This is a genomic window from Natronorubrum amylolyticum (assembly GCF_052040145.1).
Taxonomy (GTDB): domain Archaea; phylum Halobacteriota; class Halobacteria; order Halobacteriales; family Natrialbaceae; genus Natronorubrum.
The window spans coordinates 1-18,123 of sequence record NZ_JBPPFW010000008.1; the positions used below are offsets into that span (position 1 = coordinate 1).

Here is an 18,123-nt window from a genome sequence, read left to right on the forward strand (position 1 = left end):
CTCGACCGTCGCCTCGCCGTCGACGATCTCGACCGGGAGTTCGATCGGCATTCCGGAGTCTCGCGACGAGAAAAGCAACAGCGGGGCAGTCGTTTCGAAGTGAACGGTCACCTCGTTCTCGCTCCACTGAGCGAGCGAGAGTTCGGTAATTTGGGGGTGGTCGCGCATCTCCTCGACGATATCGGCGACCTCCGGGCCGGCGATCCGGACGAGGGCGAAGCCGGTCTCGGCGCCGGGGACCGCGGCCAGCACTCGAAAGCTCGCCGCCGGATACGCCGTCGAGAGCTGTTGAATCCAGACCTGTTCGGGCATCGTGATTGTGAGTGTCGCCTGAGCCATAGGAACGTGTTCCGTTCGTCACTATATACCCGTGCCGTCGAATATATTCGCGACCGTTCCCAACCCGTGGGAATGCCAGACGTTCGAACACGTTCGCCCGAACGTCCACCCTCGTTCGCACCGTTCGTCGACACATGGCACCCGAACACACCGCTACCGAGACGACGCTCGACGTCCGCGAGATCGACGGCCCGCCGTTCGACGACATCGTGGCCGCCCTCGAGTCGCTTGCGGCCGACGAGCGACTGCGACTGATCGCGCCGTTCGAACCGAAGCCGCTGTACGAAGTGCTCGAGGCCCGCGGGTTCATCCACGAGAGCGAACGGCACGACGACGTTTGGCACGTCCGCATCGAGCACGCCTAACGTCGTCAGGGTGGCCCGCACGTGAGTGGTCTCCCGGTCGGGGACCCAGGGAGCGAACACGTTCGGACGAATATCCTTGCGGCCGCGCTCCCCAGAACCAGTTGCATGACACGACTCGACGTCCGGGAGATCCCACCGGTGAACCGCCACCCGAAAATCCACGAGGCGTTCGACGACCTCGAGCCCGGCGAGACGCTGACCATCGTCAACGACCACGAGCCCAAGCCGTTGTTCTACGAGTTCCAGGCCGAGGTCGACGCGTTCGACGCCGACGGCTACGAGGTCGAACGCGTCGCCCCCGAAGAGTTCGTCGCCCGATTCCCGAAGGTAACCGCCTGACGGTAACCGGGCCGGCACGACACACCACTCACACCCCTGCTTTCCACTTCTTCTGTGCGACCGAACATGTACGGGACGAAACCGAGGTAGCGCCGTCCCGAACCGTCACGTATGCAGACCTACGACGCCGTCGTCGAGCGGACCGATGCGCCGACCGACCGACCGCGGGAGGTCCTCGACGTACGCTCGCTCGGCCCGCCCGAACCGCTCGCGAAGACCCTCGAGACGCTCGCCGACAGTCCCGACGAGACCGTCCTCGTCCAGCGCAACGATCGGGTCCCGCAGTTTCTCTACCCGAAACTCGAGGACCGCGGCTACGCGTTCGAAACCGTCGAGCGCGAGGACGAGGTCGTGACGGTTATCTGGACGGAGTGATTCTCGGGGAGCTACTCAGAACTGTCCCCGAACGACTCGAGCAGCAGTTCGGTCAGCAGCTCCGGCCGTTCGTGCTGAACCCAGTGGCTCGTCTCGGAGAGGAGTTCGAGCCGACTGCGGTCGCAGTACTGGTCGGCGTCGATCGCCAGTTCGGTCGTCAGCGCGACGTCGTCCGTGCCCCAGACGATCAGCGTCGGAACGTCGACTCGTTCTCGGGGAAACGCGGGCGGGTATCGGGCGGCCGCCCGGTACCAGTTGTGCATCGCCGTGAGCGCTCCGTCCTGCCGCCAGGCGCGCCGGTATCGGTCGAGATCGTCGTCGGTAAAGGTACCCGGTGCGGCCATCTCAGTGAGCGCTCGCTCGAGCAGCGCGAAGTTTCCGATGCGGGAGGCGAACTCGGGGAGCCGCGGCACCTGATACGCCATCGCGTACCAGCTCCGGCGAAGCTGCTCCGGATTCGAGAGCAGGTGGTAGCGGTAGACGACCGGGTGGGGCGCGTTGACGATCGCGAGTCGGTCGAGGACCCCGGGGTGTCGGAGCGCGAGGTCCCAGGCCACCGCGCCGCCCCAGTCGTGGCCGACGACGCGAGCGCTGTCGCGACCCTCGCTCGCGATCAACTCGACGATGTCCCGGGAACACTCCCTGGTGCGGTACGGACGCACGCCCTCGGGCTTCTCGCTCAGGTTGTAGCCCCGCTGGTCGGGGACGAGCACGCGATAGCCGGCGTCGACGAGCGGTTCGATCTGGTGTCGCCAGCCGTACCAGAACTCCGGAAAGCCGTGCAGCAAGACGACCAGCGGGTCCGCCTCGTCGCCGGCCGCGACGACGTGTAACTCGATCCCGTTGACGGTTCGAACGGTCGATTCCGCCTCGAGCGACGAGGGTAGTTCCCCGGCGGCCTCGAGGCGCTCTCTCATCATCGCGGTCATACACGAACCGTCTACGGGCCGCGTCAAATCCGTTGGGGAACGAACAGATCGAAAGCCGTCTCAAATCCGTTGGGAGACGAACGGACCTAATCGATTCGGTCGCTCTCGAGCGTCGATACGACGGCTCGTGAGTTGGAACCGCTCGCACTCGCTCCGTTCCGAGACTGGTCCGGTCTGACGAAGACGACCTTCTGGGGCCGAACATGTCTGCCCAATTATTACGGGGAGAGAATCATCGCTACGGGTGTATGGCGAGGTCGCCTACCGATAACCGAGGAGAAGGCCAATGACAACCACTACCGCAATCTCGACCCGACGAACAGTACTCCAAGCACTCGGCGCAACCGGTGCGGTAGCACTGGCCGGTTGTCTCGCCGAGAACGACCCGGACCCAGCGGCGGCCGACGAAACCGGACTCGAGGCGGCGAAGGCCGTCGACATCGACCGCATCGCAGCCGACCCGACCGACGTTCCGCCCCCCGTCGACTGGGACGAACCGCGAACGCACGAGATCACACTCGAGAGTATCGAGGTCACGGCGGAAGTCGAACCCGGCGTCACGGTCGACTTCATGACCTACGAAGGCCAGATCCCGGGGCCGATGTACCGCGTTCGCGAGGGTGACACGGTCGAACTCACCTTCAAGGTGCCCGGCGAGCACAACGCCGCGATGCACAACGTCGACTCCCACGCGGTCTACGGCCCTGGAGGCGGCGCCGTCGCGACCTCGCTCGGACCCGGGGACGACACTGCCAGCATCCGCTTCAAGGCGATCTACCCCGGCGTCCACATCTACCACTGTGCCGTCCCGGCGATGGACCAACACATCAGCCTGGGTATGTTCGGCGCGATCCTCGTCGAACCCGAAGACGGACTTCCCGAAGTCGACCGGGAGTTCTACTTCGGCCAGCACGAACTCTACACCACAGGTGACACCGGCGAGGACGGACACCACGAGTTCGACTTCGATGCGGCCGCCGACGAGGATCCGACCTACGTCCTCCTCAACGGGGAGGTCGGCGCGATCACCGAAGACGGCCACGGTCCGGTCACCGCGGAGGTCGGTGAAACGGTTCGGGTGTACTTCGCCAACGGCGGACCGAATCTCACCAGCGCGCTCCACCCCATCGGCAACGTCTGGAGCCGCTACTACCGCGACGGCGACCTCCTGAGCGAGCCCGGCAGGAACGTCGAAACGTCGCCGGTCGCACCCGGGACCGTCACCGCGGGCGAGATGGAACTCCACGTTCCCGGCCCGATCAAGATCGTCGACCACGCCCTCTCTCGAGTGACCCAGCGGGGAATGATCGGCGTCATCGACGTCCAGGGCGAGCCGAACCCCGAGATCTACGACGACGATCTGTGAGAGTCGACCCGACCGACTCTCGTTCTTTTTCAGTTCTGATCGACTGATGGGCGCCGATTGCACCTAGTTGCAGACTCGGTCACGTCCAGACGCGCAGACACTCGTTCGAACAGAAGTGCAGATCGATCTGCTCGCCGGGGCTATCCGACACGTGAGTCGTCAGGGTGTAGGCGACCTGCTCCGATGGACAGTTGTCACAGCTCATACCCGAACTACATCGATACGTGATATTCACTATGAACAGACTATAATCGATGCAAAACGGTTAGTGGCGGAATAACTCGTGTCAACCGACTATTGACGAGCGTGGGAATCTGCGCTGAGAACGTGCTGACGCGCGGATCGATCAGGCCGGCGCGCCCTCTTCGGCCTCGAGCAACTCGTGGTACCGATTGCGGATCGTGACTTCGGAGATGCTCGCGACCTCGCTGACGTCGTTCTGGGTAACCTTTTCGTTGGTCAGGAGCGCGGCGGCGTAGACGGCGGCGGCCGCGAGACCGACCGGCGACTTGCCGCTGTGGAGCCCTTGTTCCTTGGCCGTCGAGAGGAGGCTCCGCGCGCGTCGCTCGGTCTCGTCCGAGAGATCGAGATCGCTCGCAAAGCGCGGCACGTACTGTTCGGGATCGGCCGGCTTGACCTCGAGACCGAGTTCCCGAACGACGTAGCGGTAGGTCCGTGCCACTTCGTCCTTCTCGACGCGGGAGACGGCAGAGATCTCGTCGAGGCTGCGCGGGGTGCCGGCCTGCCGTGCAGAGGCGTACAGCGACGCGGTCGCGACGCCCTCGATCGAACGGCCGGGGAGGAGATCCTCCTCGAGGGCACGCCGATAGATTACGCTGGCGGTCTCGCGGACGTTCTCGGGCAGGCCGAGCGCGCTGGCCATCCGGTCGATCTCGCCGAGGGCCTGCTTGAGGTTGCGCTCCTTGGAGTCGCGGGTGCGGAAGCGCTCGTTCCAGGTACGCAATCGCTGCATCTTCTGGCGCTGGCGACTCGAGAGCGACCGACCGTAGGCGTCTTTGTCCTGCCAGCCGATGTTGGTCGACAGCCCCTGGTCGTGCATCATGTTCGTCGTGGGCGCGCCGACGCGGGACTTTTCGTCCTTCTCGCCGGCGTCGAAGGCGCGCCACTCTGGACCGCGGTCGATCTCGCCTTCGTCGACGACGAGCCCGCAGTCCTCACAGACCGTCTCCGCGTGCTCGGTGTCGGAAATGAGGCGTCCGTCGCATTCGGGACACTCCTCTCGCTCGACTGATCGTTCTGATGACTCTTCGGACTCCTGCTGACGTCGCTCACCGCTCCGTGTTTGGATGGTGGTGTCTGACATTGTGTTGGAAATCGATCACAACGCTCGCTGGAAAACGTGCTATCGTGACGTATACGGATGAACCGCCGACGCTTAAATTCTTCGATCGTATCGTGAGATGAATGCTAGAGTATCGTGTGAGACTGTCGAACGTGTCTGTCGTTTTTGACAGCGGGTCGCCGGCGGCGTGCCCGTATTGTGGGCTACGGATGGGTTCGGTGTATCGAGACCGAACGGTGTGCGTATCGAAACCCTTACTCCCCGCTGGCCAGTGCGTCCACCCATGAGCGACGCCGTCAGTGCCGAGGAGGTCCGCCACGTCGCGGAGCTGGCTCGCGTCGACCTCGCGGACGACGAGGTCGACCAGTTCACGCGACAGTTCGCGGACATTCTCGAGTACTTCGAGACGCTGGACGAGGTGCCCGAGGTCGACCGCGAGGCCGACCTGACGAACGTGATGCGACCGGACGAGGAGCACGACTCCCTCGACCGCGAGGCGGCACTCGAGAACGCATCCGAGACCGAGGACGGCTACTTCAAGGGGCCGAACGTTTCCTGATCATGAGCGACGATATCTTCATCACCGAGGAGACGATCGAGGGCGACGACGACGGTCCCCTCACTGGCACGACCGTCGCCGTCAAGGACAACATCTCGACCGAGGGCATCCAGACGACCTGCGGATCGAAGATGCTCGCCGAGTACGTGCCGCCGTACGACGCGACGGTCGTGAGTCGCCTGAAAGAGGCGGGCGCGACCATCGTCGGCAAGGCGAACATGGACGAGTTCGGGATGGGGTCGACGACCGAGACCTCCCACTTCGGCTCGACCGAAAACCCCGCCGCACCCGGCCACGTCCCCGGCGGCTCCTCCGGGGGTTCGGCCGCCGCCGTCGCCGCGGGCGAGGCCGACGTCGCACTCGGCACCGACACGGGCGGCTCGATCCGTTGCCCCGCCGCGTTCTGCGGCGTCGTCGGCATCAAACCCACCTACGGACTGGTCTCGCGGTACGGACTGGTCGCCTACGGCAACAGTCTCGAGCAGATCGGCCCCTTCGGCGAGACCGTCGAGGACGCCGCCGCGCTGCTCGACGTGATTGCGGGACAGGACGAGCGGGACGCGACCACACGCGAGGTACCCATCGAGGACGACGCGAGCTACGCCGACGCCGCCACCGGCGACGTCGACGGGCTCTCCATCGGCGTTCCGACGGAACTGCTCGAGGGTGCCGACGAGGGCGTCGTCGAGACGTTCTGGGACGCCATCGCGGACCTCGAGGACCGCGGCGCGGAGTCCCACGAGGTCTCGCTGCCCTCGGTCGAACACGCCGTCGAAGCCTACTACGTGATCGCGATGTCCGAAGCCTCCTCGAACCTCGCGCGGTTCGACGGCGTTCGCTACGGGCACTCGAGCGACGCCGAGGGCAACTGGAACGAGCGCTTCGCCCAGACCCGCAAGGAAGGGTTCGGCGACGAGGTCAAACGCCGCATCCTGCTCGGGACGTACGCCCTCTCGGCGGGCTACCACGACAAGTACTACAAGAAAGCCCAGGACGCACGGGCCTGGGTCAAACAGGACTTCGACGAGGCGCTTTCAGAGGCCGACGTCCTCGCGTCCCCGACGATGCCCGTCCCGCCGTTCGAACTGGGCGAGAGCCTCGACGACCCGCTCCAGATGTACCTGGCCGACGCGAACACCGTTCCCGTAAACCTCGCCGATCTGCCCGCGATTTCGGTGCCGGCCGGCGAAACCGACGGGCTCCCCGTCGGCCTCCAGCTCGTCGGTCCGGCCTTCGGCGAGGAGCGCCTGATTCGGGCCGCAAGTGCGCTGGGCTGACTCGAGCGCGGCTCACTCGGTGAATTGAAAGATAGACTTTTATACTATTTTTGCTAACAGTACGCATACCGAACCGGTCGCTCGGTGATCGTCCAATGAAGATTACCCAAGAACACGAGGTCGAATTCGACGAGTTCTCTCGAGCGTGTGATCTCGTCGAGGAATATTTCGGCGAATCCATCGACGACGTCGCGCTCCACGCGCCGGTCTCTCGTCGCCAGCTCGTCGCCGTGCTCGCACGGGCCCAGCTTTCCGGCCGCCAGCTCGCGATCGACGGCCTGACGGAGAAGGGCGAGGTCGTCTACCAGTCCAACGACGAGACGTTGCTCTGGCTCGACGGCGGATTCTGGACGGACATGCGCGGTCGTCACCACCTGGAACCTGACGAGGGCCGAGCGGCACGCGAGGTCCACCGCCGTCTCATCGAGGCGATCGACGGCGACGTCTCCTACTACAACCGCGAGCGTGATCCGTTCGTCCTCATCGAACGATTCGATCCGTACGACTAGCGGGCTGTCTTCCGGCTCTGTTGAAATTCACTGGGAGCGATTGGGAGGGCCTTCGTCCCGTTCAGTACAGGGCACTCACGTACCACCTGCCGGCACCGCGACAGTCGAACCAGAGGCACAGCAGAAGAGAATCTAGCGATTCACGACTGAAGTGGCACTAGTCTCTGTGTAGTCGTCTGAGAACAAATCTTGGAGACAATGACCACCAGTCGAATGATGTCTGATCGAGTTCCCATCCGGCTTGGGAGAGTTGATTGAGTCGGCGTTCTGTTTCTTCTTCTTCCATGCGTCCTGTCCACGTTGTCGATGCCGAGATTATCTTGTATTCGTACTGGTCGGACATCTCTGTACTCAATAGAAGCGGCTTTGAAGTAACATTTACCCTTCGAGAGTTGATGTTAGTAGCAAATTCGCTTCACTCAGCTGTTTCATTAGCCTCTCGAGTGTGCAGCTATTTCACGGAAACAGAAATTGCAGCCGTCGGATCCACCGACAACTATCGTGGGAGAGGCACTCGAGAAACTGGGTGATTCGAGACCCGAATGACGGTCGAGAAACCGAGTACCGACCTACTCCTCGTACGCGAGGTTCATGATCCACTGCGAGAAGGCGTCGCTGTTGGGGTCGACCTCTTCCTCGCCGATAAAGGGCGACAACATGTCGCCGGCCATCAGGAGCGTGAAATCGAGGTCTCGAGCGGTCGGTGAGATATGGTAGGTGTTGTGTCCGGCGTAAACCGTTTCCTCGCGGTCGACCAGTTCCTTCTCGACGAGCGATTCGACGATTCGACTGCCCTTGCGCGAAGAGACATCCAGTTCCTTCCAGAAGTCGCTCTGGTGGATCCCCCCGGTTTCGCGGACGAGTTCGAGGCCGGCGCGCTCGTCCTCGGAGAGTTCGGCTTCGATCGCGGAAACGCTCACGGTGACCACCTCTCCGTGCTCGCCGCTCGTGACTGGAGTGCGTCCATGTACGTATGAGATGGATCGAGGCGCTTAAATGTGCCCTTCGACGTCGCGGTCGCCGTCGATGCCGACAGTCTCCGCGCTGCCGGCGGCCTCGAGGACGACCGGTTCGAACGGCGTTCGACAGGGTGGGCCCGAAGCGAACGCGTGCCGCGTCGGGCCAGCGCCGATCGCGATCAGCGACGAGGACCGCGTGCCGTACCCGTTCCCGTGAACGCAGACGCCGTACTCGTGATCGCCGAGCACCCCAGCGGCGCGCTCGAGCCAGTCCGCGGCCGACTCGTCGTTCGGAGACGACAGCGCCTCGCGGACCGCTCGAGCGTTGGCGGCCTGCTCGCGGGCCGCGTCGGGGCGAACGGCCGGGATATCGACCGTCTCGTCGACGGCGACGTTGACCACGACGTGGACGCCGGGATCGAACGCCGTGTACGAGAGCGTCCCGTCCCACCGGTAGCAACAGGCGCTCGAGGCGTCGGCGAGCACGAGGTAGAATCCGTCGTACTCGTCGGTTCGAACGGCGTCTTCGACGATCGACTCCGCCTCGAACGCGGTTTCGGCCTCGAGGACGTCGGCGACGAGGAGCCCGCGCGATCGCTCGGCGGCGAGATCCGCGTCGGTCCACCGGTTCGTGATACCGACGAAGACCCCGTGTTCATTGTATCCGATCCAGGTGCCGCCGGCTTCGACGTCCTGCGGAGCGACGATCGACGGCTCCTCGCGGTAGATATCGGGGGGTAGGGCCTCCCGCTCGAGCGCTTCGTCCCTGTTCGCGGCGACCGCGACCGGCGCGTCCTCGAAGACCTGCCAGGCGAGGGTGAGTGTACACACGCTCTCCAGTAGCAGCGCGAGCGTCTTAACTCCGGTTCTGGCACGCTGCTACAAACTAAACACGACCGTGGATACAGTCGCCGCTAGCCGATCAGGACAGCTCCGAGACGTCCGTCCCAGACTCGAGCAACCGGTCCCGGACCGCCTCTCGATCGACCGTCCCCGACGCCGTCCGCGGGAGCGAGGCAGCGACCCCGATCGTCTTCGGTCGTTTGAACCCGGCGAGACGCGTTTCGCAGTGGGCGAGCAGCGACTCGAGGTCGATCGTCCTCGGGTCGGCCGACTCACCGCCGCCGTCGGCGGGCACGACGAGCGCAGCCACGCGTTCGCCCCACTCGGGGTCCTCGAGGCCGACGACCGCGGCATCCTCGACTCGCGGAGACGAGCGCAACGCTTCGAGCACCGCGCCGGGATCGACGTTCTCACCACCGGTGACGATGCGGTCGCTGCGCCGGTTGAGTACCCACAGCCGTCCGTTCGCGTCTTTGTAACCGATATCGCCGGTGTGCAACCCGTGCTCGCCGAACGCCCCCTCGGTCTCCTCGTCCGAGAGGTAGCCCGGCGTCACCGTCGGCCCGGAGACGACAAGTTCGCCGGTCTCGCCGGCCGGAACCCGTTCGCCAGCGTCGTCGACGACCGTCACGTCCGTACAGACGAGGGGCTGTCCAACCGTTCCTTCGTGAGCGCTCGTCTCCGCAGGCGTCGCCGTCGCGATCTGGGAGGCCGTCTCGGTCATCCCGTAGGTCGGGTAAACTGGCACGTCGGCGGCCCGACAGCGCTCGAGAAACTCACTCGAGGCGGGCGCGCCGCCGAGCAGAACGAATCGCAACGAGTCCGCCGGATTCCAGCCGGCGTCGAGCAGCCGTTTGCACATCGTGGGGACGAGCGAGACGCCCGTGATATCGTACTCCTCGATCACGCGAGCGGTTCGCTCGGGATCGAACTCCCGCTGGATCACGACGGGTGTGCCGTAGAGCATCGAGCGGACCACCGGGGCCAGCCCGCCCATGTGGTACATCGGCAGACAGCACAGCCACCGATCGTCCGGCGTGACGCCGAGGCGGAACGCCGACGCGGTCGCGCTGGCTACGAGGTTCCCGACCGTCAACCGAACGCCCTTCGGGGTGCCCGAGGTCCCCGACGTGAACATGAGCAGGTGGGTTCGGTCGCGCTCGAGCGGAACTGGTATCCCGTTCGCTTCGGCCGTCGACTGAAGCGAGGAGAGCGAGGTAACGCCGTCGCGTTCGGGTCCGGGTTCGTCGACGGAAGCAATCGCGCAGTCCGCGACCTCGAGCGCCAACTCTTCCGTCCCTGACTCGCAGACGATCGCGTCGAGATCGGTTCGGCTCGCTTTCGACTCGAGTTCGGTGACCGTCTCGCGGACGTTCAGCGGGACGACCGTCACCCCGCGACGCATCGCGGCGAGGTAGACCTCGGCGAACGCGACTCGCGTCTCCATCAGAACCCCGAGTCGTCGCTCGGTATCGGCTGCAGTACTCTCGGAACCCGATAAAAGCGTCTCGAGCCGATTCGCGACGCCGTCAACCCGTCGATCGAACTCCCCGAACGTCCACGACTCGTCCGCATCGGCGTCGATTACGGCCGTCGCGTCCGGCGTCGTCGAGGCGCGGTGGGACAGTAGATCCCGCGTCGGCCACTCGACCGGGGTGCCCGTCACTCCTGCCACACCCCCTCGACGCCGAGCCCCTTCGCCTGCGGGACGACGGCCGAGCCCTTCTCGAGGAGCACCGGATCCCGTCCCAGATCCTCTGCTAGCAGCTCCGCCGTAGCCACGCCACAGGCCGGCACGTCCGGAATCGACGCCGCGAGGTGAACTGCACCGGTCCTCGCGACGACCGCGTCGATCGTCGTCGTCACGATGGGGGTGACCTCGAGCATTCCAACCCAGGCCGCGACTTTCCGGGCGACGTCGACGCCACCGAGCGCCATCGGCTTGAGCACGAGGACGTCGGCCGCCTCCGCGTCGCAGATCGCGTCGACGCCGTGCTCGAGCAGTCCTTCGTCCAGCGCGATCGCAACGCCGTCGTCGCCCGCCTGTCTCCGAAGATCGGCGTGGCCCTCGAGCGCCCCCGCCGGCAGCGGTTGCTCGAGGATCGATACGTCGAGGTCGGTGAACGCCTCGAGGGCGGTCGTCGCCTCGTCGTAGGTCCAGGCCTCGTTCGCGTCGACCCGCAGTTCGACGTCCGGACCGACGGCCTCGCGGGTCCGCCTCACGCGTTCGATATCGGTCTCGAGGTCCCTGCGGCCGACTTTCAGTTTACAACAGTCGAACCCCCGGCTGACGGCGGCGGCCGCCTCGCTCGCGGTTTCGGTCGGCGTGCCGTCGCCGATCGTCGCGTTCACCGGCACCCGGCCGACCATCGGCCCCTTGCCGATGTACTGGTACAGCGGGGTCGACTCACGGGTCGCTTGTAGATCCGTGAGCGCGAGCGTGATGGCGTGTCGAGCCGCGACCTGGTCTTCGACCGCCTCGAGCGCGGCGTCCGGAGTGGTTCGAATCGCCTCGCTGGCCCGTTCGAGGGCGGCCTCGCAATCCGCGTGGGACTCCGTCCAACCGGGAAGCGGCGTCGCCTCGCCGTAGCCGACCACTGGATCGCCGTCGTCGGGCATCGTGTCTAGAATGCGAACGAGAAAGCCGTCCCGAGTTTCGACCGTTCCGTCGGCCGTCTCGAGCGGGCTGGAGAGCGACAGCGAGAACGGCCGGTACTCGAGTTCGAGGTCTCGAGCGTAATCGCAGTCGTTGCTCACAGCACCACCCCCGCGGCGAACAGGGCCGCGTAGATCGCCAGCAGTTTGCCGGTGCCCTCGAGCGCCGGATTGAGCGCCTCGCCGTCGGTTCGCGTACAGACGGTTCGGGCGATCACGGCCGCGTAGGGCAGTGTGACCAGCGGGAGCAACACGCCGGGGCCGAAGCCCTCGCCGAGCCAGAGCCAGACGGGCGTGACGTAGGCGAGTCCGAGCAGGGCCACGTATTGGACGCGACTCCATCGGTAGCCGAGTCGAACCGCGAGCGTCCGCTTGCCCGTCGCCGCGTCGGTCTCGAGATCCCGAACGTTGTTCACCACCAGAATCGCCGTCGAAATCCCGGCGACTGGAAGACTCGCGAGGAACGCCTCGCGCGTCACCGTTCCGTCCGGGATTCCCACGGCGAGCGGTTCCGCGAGCGTCGCCGCAGCCTGCACGTAGAACGTGCCCATCACGGCGACGACACCGAAGAAGACGAAGACGAACAGGTCGCCGAGACCGTGGTAGCCGAGCGGGTAGGGACCGCCGGTGTAGGCCCAGCCACAGAAGACGCTCACCAGTCCGACGACGAGGATCGGGACGCCGCCGATGTAGACGAGATACGTCCCGGTGACGATCGCCAGCGCGAACGTGACGATCGTCGCCAATTTCACCTGTTCGGGTTCGATTATTCCCGCCTGCGTAACCCGCGTAAAGCCCTCTCGGTCGTCCGTATCGGCGCCCTTGATCGCGTCGTAGTAATCGTTCGCAAAGTTGGTGCCGACCTGGATCAGCGCCGCCCCGACGAACGCCATCACCGCCGGCAACAGGGCGAACACGCCCTCGTGGATCGCGAGTCCCGTGGCGACGATTATCGGCGCCGCCGCCGCGGGCAAGGTCTGGGGGCGTGCGGCCATCAGCCACGCCTTCGTCCGTGAGATGTCGACCTCCGCCGTACTCATTGCTCGAGAGTCCGACTCGCGGGAGTGTCAACGTTGGCATTGCAGCCGGCCGACTCGTCGCGGTCGCGGTTTCCACGTCCGAACCGACGGTCGGTTCCGCCGGAACTCCGCCGCTCGAGGGCAGTACGGGCTATCGACGCCCGAAGTAGAACAGCGTCACGGCGGTCACGGCCACAGCCAGTAGCGCCGTGAACCCGGGAATCGCGTCGTCTCCGTCGGCGTCCGATTCGCCGCCGTCACCGATCGTGATGGTCGCGTCTCGCTCGAGCGACGCCTGCGGGTAGCCGGTGACGAGGGTCGCCGTAGCCTCGTCGATCTCGATCGTGGTCGTCGACGGCGCGTCTTCGGCGACCTCGAGCGTGATGGTCGCTGCCGTATCCGTCCCGACGGCGCCGTCATCCGAGGGCTCGCGCTGCTGTTCGATCGTCACCGTTCCGCGCTCGTCGTCGATCTCGACCGAGCCGTCGACGGCGGCCGAACCTCCGCCGTTAGTCGCGTCGTCATCGTTGGCCGAGCCGTTCGGGTCAGCGCCGTCGTTTCCGGCCGCCAGCATCGGGCCGTGCTCGACCTCGGTGATGGTCACCGCCGCGGAATCGTACTCGAGGTCGATCGAGAGTTCGTCGATCCCTTCGCCGCCGTAGCCGCCGTGCGTGCTCACCACGAGATCGATCGTCACGGTCTCACCCGGCTCCGCCTCGAGTTCGTGCGGATCGAACTGGAACGTCGTCGCGTTGTCGCCGGCGGTGACGACCACCGGCGCGAGTAGGACGCCGACGAGCGCGCACGCGACGATCACCGCGAGCGCGGCCGTCCGGCGTGGCGTCGGTGATCCGGTCATTGGCGCTCCGGAACTCGCAACTCGATCGGCGGCATCTCGAAAAACGACGTCTCGTACCCCTGATGGCGAGCCACCTGCGGCGGCGACTCGATCGCGATCGTCACCGAATCGCCGGGCTGGACGTCGACGAGCGACGTCCCGTAGTGCAGATCGTACTCGCCGTCGATCGTCTGCTCGAGCATCGCATCGTCAGTAACCGTCTCGCCCTCGCGATCGACCGTCGCGCGCATGGACATATCCGCGAGCGGGACCCGATTGTACGGCGTTCGCGGCGAGACGAGCAGGTAGCGGTCGTCGCCGTCGGTCAGGCGAGAGTCGGACTCGAGGAGCGTCGCGACGAACGCTGCGTCGCCGCTTCGCGGAAGGTCGTCCGCTTCGGGGTCGTCTCCCTCGCGCTCGGCGGGCTCATCGGATTCGTCGACCGGCTCGAGCTGGGTCCCCGGATACGCTGTCGCCGGCGGAAGCGCGGAGTAGGGGATCTCGGCGTGGTGGTCGTGGTCTCCGTGATCGTGATCGTTGTCGTGTTCGCCGTCACCGTGATCGTGGCCGTCCCCATCGTGGTCGTGATCGCCGTCGTCGTCTCCATTGTGGTCGTCGTCCGCGTGCTCCCCGTGGGTCATCGGCTCGAGCGCGCCGGGTTCGCCCCACTCCGCCTCGTCGAGGTACTCGACGCCGTCGGTCACCTCGAGCATGAACTCCCGGTCGTACTCGAACTCGAACGTCGCGGTCGCCGATTCGGTGAATCGCCCCTCGAGGTCGCCGGTCGTTCGGACCGAAAGCGACGGTATCTCGACGTCGACCGCGTAGGTACCCTCCTCCTCGAGCGGGACGTTGTCGCCGAAGTGAAAGCCCATCTCCTGTGAGATCATCGGCCACGCTGATTGGGGCGAGCCGACCTGCTCGCCGTCCAGCGAGACCGCGATCTCGGCACCGGTGTCGACGGGGAGGATGACGTCCGTCTCGTCGTCCCAGACGACGAACATCAGGTGGACGCCGCCGCTCTGCTCGGGGTCGACGCGCTGCACTTCGTCCTCGCCGCCGCTGCCGGTCACGAGCCAGAACGGGTGCGGGTAGGACAGCATCGGCGCGAGGGTGTAGTCGCCGGCCGTGACCGGCTCGAGGACTCGCATCGACTCCCTGTGCGTCGGGAGGTAGACCGCATCCGGCGGGTCCTCGACTTCCGGAAATGCCGGCGCCGGCAGTTCGTCGTTAGGTTCGTCGCCGGTCGAATCGCCGGCTCCGTTTTCGTCGGAGTTGTCGCCGCCGAATCCCGCACAGCCCGCCAGCGCGAGCGCCCCGGCTGTCGCTCCCGACGATCGAACGAACGTCCGTCGGTCGATGTCGCGTTCGTGCATTGGTATTTTCGTGGGCTCGGTTGTCCGATCGTCACGCTCCATCCGGTGCTGCCGGCGGAAGCGCTCGCAGCGACCGGGGTGGGACCAGATAGTTGCCGCGCTGATTCGGAAAGATGTAGCTCCGAATTCCGTTGTTCGCGTTCGGCGCGCCGAGGTCGTCGCCCTCCATCGCCTCGCGAACGCGGACGAACTCGTCGATGCCCGCCTGCAGCGAGAGAAAGTGGAGTCCTGGCGTGTCGCCGTCGACGGTGTTGAAGTCCCGTCTGAGCAACAGCGGGTCCCCGTCTTCCCTCGCTCGAGCGGCCTTCTGGGCGTGGCCGACGACGCCACCGCGAGCGTCGGACTCGGTCGCCTCGATCCGCTCGTCGGTCAGCCCGCTCGAGGCTCCCAACGCCTCGCCGACATCGCCGGTCAGGTCCTCGTCTGCGTGCTCCGGGCTGAACATCTTCGCGACCCGCTGGTAGTGGCTGTCCTGCTCGAGCCAGGTCCGAAGCTGGATGGTCATCGACTCGACGTGCTGGGTCGTCGCACCCGCGAACGGGCCGTCCTCGATCGTTACCCGGTCCTCGGTGGCCTGGCTCTCCGCGAAGCCGGACCGAAAGCCCATGAAGAACGGGGCGTCCTCCGGCACGGAGTCGGGAACCCCCGAGACGTCGGTATGTTCCGCGGGAAGTCCCGGGCCGACGAAGCCGGTTCGGCGGTGGTCGTCGACGCGCTCGAAGACGCCCGTCAGATCGGTCTCGATCTCGCGCCCGTTGAACTCGTCCGAATCGCCGAACAGTCCCTCCTCGGCCTCGAGAACGACCCGCGAGTGATCGCTCGCGAGGTGGAAGAGCGCATCAAACTCGTCGAACGAGTCGACACGTCCGATGACCGACTCCGGCTCCGGGAGGTCGACCTCGTCGGGTAACGAGCCGTCGAATCGGTCGAAGTACGCCGGCGTGTAGCCGAGCGTGAAGAGCAGCCCCTCGTTGCTCCACTCGTAGGCGCGCTCGAGTTCCTGCAGGGCGGCTTCGACGCGCTCTCGAGCCTCGTCGGTCGGCTCGTCGACCAGCGAAAGCGCAACGAGGACGTGGTGTTCCGGCGGCCGGACGTTGCCGTCGTCGTCCCGCGTGAGAGCGTCGTTCCAGGCGTGCTGTCGCTCGGAAAGCGAGTCAGGATCGTTCGTACCCGATGGCACGTCGATATCGTTGCTCTCGGAGGTACAGGCGGCGAGCGCGCTCGCGCCGCCGACGGCGACCAGCGTCCGGAGGTAGTCCCGACGGGACAGCGCGGACCGTTCGGGGAGTGTCACTGGCTGCGTGTCGGTGCTGGAAGACCCAAAGCGTTACTCTTCCCGCCGACGCTACCGGAATCTGTAAGGGCGATTTGGGGGATGTCCGTCGGTGACGAACGCATTTCCATCGAAAAGTATATCGTTAATTGATATGTATATATCAAGACGTGAATCGAACTGAACTGTTCCTCGCGATAATCGCGTACACGCTGATGACCTGGGTGTTAACGTCCGAAGGCGGCGACGCCTTCTGGTTTGCGTGGCTGCCGCTCTACGTACTCGTTATCGCCCTCCCGCTGTACGTCGTGTACGACGTGGCCAAAAACCCGAGCTTCGAGTGAAACGGAGCGATCCGTCGGTACTCGTCACCGCGGTGGAGTCCGGTGATCCTCCGCCCTCGAGAATACTGTGATACCGAACCCCGTCCGCTCAATGCGCTCCCAGAGTTAGTAGTGCCACGGGTAGTCGTCGAAGTCGGGATCGCGGCCCTCGACGAACGCGTCTCGCCCTTCCTTCCCCTCGTCGGTCATATAGCCCAGTCGCGTCGCCTCGCCGGCGAACACCTGCTGGCCGACCATCCCGTCGTCGGTCATGTTGAACGCGTACTTGAGCATCCGCATCGCCGTCGGGCTCTTCGCATTGATGCGCTCGCCCCACTCGAGAGCCGTCTCCTCGAGTTCCTCGTGCGGAACCGCCTCGTTGACCATCCCCATCTCTGCGGCCTCCTCGGCCGAGTAGGTTTTGCCGAGGAAGAACACCTCTCGAGCCTTCTTCTGGCCGATCTGTTTGGCGAGGTAGGCCGAGCCGAAGCCGGCGTCGTAGCTGGCTACGTCGGGATCGGTTTGGAGGAACTTCGCGTGTTCCGCGCTCGCGAGGGTCAGATCGCAGACGACGTGCAACGAGTGGCCGCCGCCGACGGCCCAGCCGGGGACGACGCAGACGACGACTTTCGGAATGTGTCGAATGAGTCGCTGGACCTCGAGAATGTGCAGCCGACCCTGCTCCGATGCCCGTTCCTCATCTCCCTCGTACTCGTAGCCGTCCTCTCCACGAATCGTCTGGTCCCCGCCGGAACAGAACGCCCAGCCGCCGTCTTTCGGCGACGGGCCGTTGCCGGTCAGCAGGATACAGCCGACGTTGGTCTGGCGCTTGGCGTGATCGAGTGCGTCGTACAGTTCGTCGACCGTCCCCGGCCGGAACGCGTTGCGCACCGCGGGTCGATCGAAGGCGATCCGAACCGTGCCGGCGTCGACCGCGCGGTGGTAGGTGATGTCCTCGAACTCGTCGTTCAGGTCCGCGACCGGCTCCCACTGTTCCGCGTCGAAGAGTTCCGAAACCATTGCTCGTGTTTGGTTGGCAGCACGTGAAATAGGTTCGCGTCGTGGGCTCGAGGAGTCGAAACCGTCGACGGACGAACGATACGGGGTCTCGAGAGTCGACCGTCGAGACGGAACCACCGTGAACGACATATCCGTCGGTGACCTGTCTCTCGAACGATGCCAACTGACGACTCCGACACCGACGAGCGGACGACGATCCGCGCCGGACGAAACTTCGAACGGGAGTACCGCCTCGACGCGAGCGACGCCGGCGAGTTCCTCATCGCGCTCGGCGAACAGCTCCGCGACGGGGAGGAACTCACGATCGGCGACGACGAGTGGGTGCTCCCGTTCGCGTTCGGCGACCCGGTCGCACTCGAGATCGACTTTGACGGGATGGACGAGCCGGAGCTCGAGATCGAACTCGAGCTTCCCGGTCGGACCGACGAGACGGGGCCCCGGATCGAGTAGGCGACA

Annotated in this window: 21 protein-coding genes and 1 pseudogene; 9 read left to right on the plus strand and 13 right to left on the minus strand. The window is 65.4% G+C overall.

Annotated elements, in window-relative coordinates:
* Positions 1 to 339 (minus strand): annotated as a pseudogene (locus ACSFDB_RS20700) (helix-turn-helix domain-containing protein); the annotation flags it as partial.
* A 134-nt stretch (positions 340 to 473) separates the two neighbouring features.
* Here ACSFDB_RS20700 and ACSFDB_RS20705 point away from each other — a divergent pair.
* The 3 genes from ACSFDB_RS20705 (at position 474) to ACSFDB_RS20715 (ending at position 1,418) form a co-directional block, all read left to right on the plus strand.
* A complete protein-coding gene (locus tag ACSFDB_RS20705) occupies positions 474 to 704 on the plus strand; it encodes a DUF2249 domain-containing protein (RefSeq protein ID WP_440772783.1) in 231 nt (76 codons plus the stop codon).
* 105 nt (positions 705 to 809) lie between these two features.
* Positions 810 to 1,043 carry a DUF2249 domain-containing protein gene (locus tag ACSFDB_RS20710; protein ID WP_440772784.1) on the plus strand — a complete coding sequence of 78 codons (234 nt, stop codon included), beginning with the start codon at positions 810 to 812 and terminating at the stop codon, positions 1,041 to 1,043.
* Between the two features lie 111 nt (positions 1,044 to 1,154).
* Complete coding sequence (locus ACSFDB_RS20715; RefSeq protein ID WP_440772785.1) at positions 1,155 to 1,418, plus strand: DUF2249 domain-containing protein; 264 nt, start codon at positions 1,155 to 1,157, stop codon at positions 1,416 to 1,418.
* An 11-nt stretch (positions 1,419 to 1,429) separates the two neighbouring features.
* Here the strand turns inward: ACSFDB_RS20715 and ACSFDB_RS20720 are convergent, their stop codons facing one another.
* Positions 1,430 to 2,347, minus strand: coding sequence for an alpha/beta fold hydrolase (locus tag ACSFDB_RS20720; RefSeq protein WP_440772786.1), 918 nt, complete (start codon positions 2,345 to 2,347; stop codon positions 1,430 to 1,432).
* Positions 2,348 to 2,633: 286 nt separating this feature from the next.
* Between ACSFDB_RS20720 and nirK the strand changes: the two genes are divergently transcribed.
* The gene (gene nirK / locus ACSFDB_RS20725) at positions 2,634 to 3,713 is read left to right on the plus strand and encodes a copper-containing nitrite reductase (protein ID WP_440772787.1); all 1,080 of its coding nucleotides are present in this window, start codon (positions 2,634 to 2,636) and stop codon (positions 3,711 to 3,713) included.
* Positions 3,714 to 3,792: 79 nt separating this feature from the next.
* On the opposite strand, the gene ACSFDB_RS20730 is transcribed toward nirK, so the two are convergent.
* Both ACSFDB_RS20730 and ACSFDB_RS20735 read right to left on the minus strand, forming a co-directional pair.
* Positions 3,793 to 3,918: a hypothetical protein gene (locus ACSFDB_RS20730; RefSeq protein WP_281245264.1), complete on the minus strand. Its 126-nt coding sequence runs from the start codon at positions 3,916 to 3,918 to the stop codon at positions 3,793 to 3,795.
* Positions 3,919 to 4,059: 141 nt separating this feature from the next.
* Positions 4,060 to 5,037, minus strand: a complete 978-nt coding sequence (locus ACSFDB_RS20735; RefSeq protein ID WP_440772788.1) for a transcription initiation factor IIB — start codon at positions 5,035 to 5,037, stop codon at positions 4,060 to 4,062.
* Between the two features lie 262 nt (positions 5,038 to 5,299).
* Between ACSFDB_RS20735 and gatC the strand changes: the two genes are divergently transcribed.
* From gatC to ACSFDB_RS20750, 3 genes are all read left to right on the plus strand, one after another.
* Positions 5,300 to 5,575, plus strand: coding sequence for an Asp-tRNA(Asn)/Glu-tRNA(Gln) amidotransferase subunit GatC (gene gatC, locus ACSFDB_RS20740; protein ID WP_440772789.1), 276 nt, complete (start codon positions 5,300 to 5,302; stop codon positions 5,573 to 5,575).
* A gap of 2 nt (positions 5,576 to 5,577) precedes the next feature.
* Entirely contained in the window at positions 5,578 to 6,852 is a 1,275-nt protein-coding gene (gene gatA / locus ACSFDB_RS20745) for an Asp-tRNA(Asn)/Glu-tRNA(Gln) amidotransferase subunit GatA (protein ID WP_440772790.1), read from the plus strand.
* Positions 6,853 to 6,947: 95 nt separating this feature from the next.
* The gene (locus ACSFDB_RS20750) at positions 6,948 to 7,361 is read left to right on the plus strand and encodes a DUF8048 family protein (protein WP_440772791.1); all 414 of its coding nucleotides are present in this window, start codon (positions 6,948 to 6,950) and stop codon (positions 7,359 to 7,361) included.
* Between the two features lie 569 nt (positions 7,362 to 7,930).
* Here ACSFDB_RS20750 and ACSFDB_RS20760 read toward each other — a convergent pair.
* The 8 genes from ACSFDB_RS20760 to ACSFDB_RS20795 form a co-directional block, all read right to left on the minus strand.
* Positions 7,931 to 8,281, minus strand: coding sequence for a helix-turn-helix transcriptional regulator (locus ACSFDB_RS20760; RefSeq protein ID WP_440772793.1), 351 nt, complete (start codon positions 8,279 to 8,281; stop codon positions 7,931 to 7,933).
* Between the two features lie 72 nt (positions 8,282 to 8,353).
* Positions 8,354 to 9,151 (minus strand): NRDE family protein, encoded by a 798-nt coding sequence (locus tag ACSFDB_RS20765; protein ID WP_440772794.1) that lies wholly within the window; start codon positions 9,149 to 9,151, stop codon positions 8,354 to 8,356.
* A gap of 91 nt (positions 9,152 to 9,242) precedes the next feature.
* Complete coding sequence (locus ACSFDB_RS20770; protein ID WP_440772829.1) at positions 9,243 to 10,829, minus strand: class I adenylate-forming enzyme family protein; 1,587 nt, start codon at positions 10,827 to 10,829, stop codon at positions 9,243 to 9,245.
* Positions 10,826 to 11,920 carry a mandelate racemase/muconate lactonizing enzyme family protein gene (locus ACSFDB_RS20775; RefSeq protein ID WP_440772795.1) on the minus strand — a complete coding sequence of 365 codons (1,095 nt, stop codon included), beginning with the start codon at positions 11,918 to 11,920 and terminating at the stop codon, positions 10,826 to 10,828. Before ACSFDB_RS20775 ends, ACSFDB_RS20770 begins: the two co-directional genes overlap by 4 nt.
* Positions 11,917 to 12,858 carry a 1,4-dihydroxy-2-naphthoate polyprenyltransferase gene (locus ACSFDB_RS20780; RefSeq protein WP_440772796.1) on the minus strand — a complete coding sequence of 314 codons (942 nt, stop codon included), beginning with the start codon at positions 12,856 to 12,858 and terminating at the stop codon, positions 11,917 to 11,919. The genes ACSFDB_RS20775 and ACSFDB_RS20780 overlap by 4 nt, the downstream gene beginning before the upstream one ends.
* Positions 12,859 to 12,988: 130 nt before the next feature.
* Complete coding sequence (locus ACSFDB_RS20785) at positions 12,989 to 13,696, minus strand: hypothetical protein (protein ID WP_440772797.1); 708 nt, start codon at positions 13,694 to 13,696, stop codon at positions 12,989 to 12,991.
* Entirely contained in the window at positions 13,693 to 15,051 is a 1,359-nt protein-coding gene (locus ACSFDB_RS20790) for a DUF7350 domain-containing protein (RefSeq protein ID WP_440772798.1), read from the minus strand. Before ACSFDB_RS20790 ends, ACSFDB_RS20785 begins: the two co-directional genes overlap by 4 nt.
* A gap of 31 nt (positions 15,052 to 15,082) precedes the next feature.
* Positions 15,083 to 16,345, minus strand: coding sequence for a DUF7405 family protein (locus ACSFDB_RS20795; protein WP_440772799.1), 1,263 nt, complete (start codon positions 16,343 to 16,345; stop codon positions 15,083 to 15,085).
* A 149-nt stretch (positions 16,346 to 16,494) separates the two neighbouring features.
* Here ACSFDB_RS20795 and ACSFDB_RS20800 point away from each other — a divergent pair, with 149 nt between their 5' ends.
* Positions 16,495 to 16,668, plus strand: coding sequence for a hypothetical protein (locus ACSFDB_RS20800; protein WP_440772800.1), 174 nt, complete (start codon positions 16,495 to 16,497; stop codon positions 16,666 to 16,668).
* A gap of 105 nt (positions 16,669 to 16,773) precedes the next feature.
* Here the strand turns inward: ACSFDB_RS20800 and ACSFDB_RS20805 are convergent, their stop codons facing one another.
* Complete coding sequence (locus tag ACSFDB_RS20805; protein ID WP_440772801.1) at positions 16,774 to 17,667, minus strand: 1,4-dihydroxy-2-naphthoyl-CoA synthase; 894 nt, start codon at positions 17,665 to 17,667, stop codon at positions 16,774 to 16,776.
* A gap of 156 nt (positions 17,668 to 17,823) precedes the next feature.
* On the opposite strand from ACSFDB_RS20805, the gene ACSFDB_RS20810 reads away from it, so the two are divergent.
* Positions 17,824 to 18,117 (plus strand): amphi-Trp domain-containing protein, encoded by a 294-nt coding sequence (locus tag ACSFDB_RS20810; RefSeq protein ID WP_440772802.1) that lies wholly within the window; start codon positions 17,824 to 17,826, stop codon positions 18,115 to 18,117.
* Positions 18,118 to 18,123: the final 6 nt, after the last annotated feature.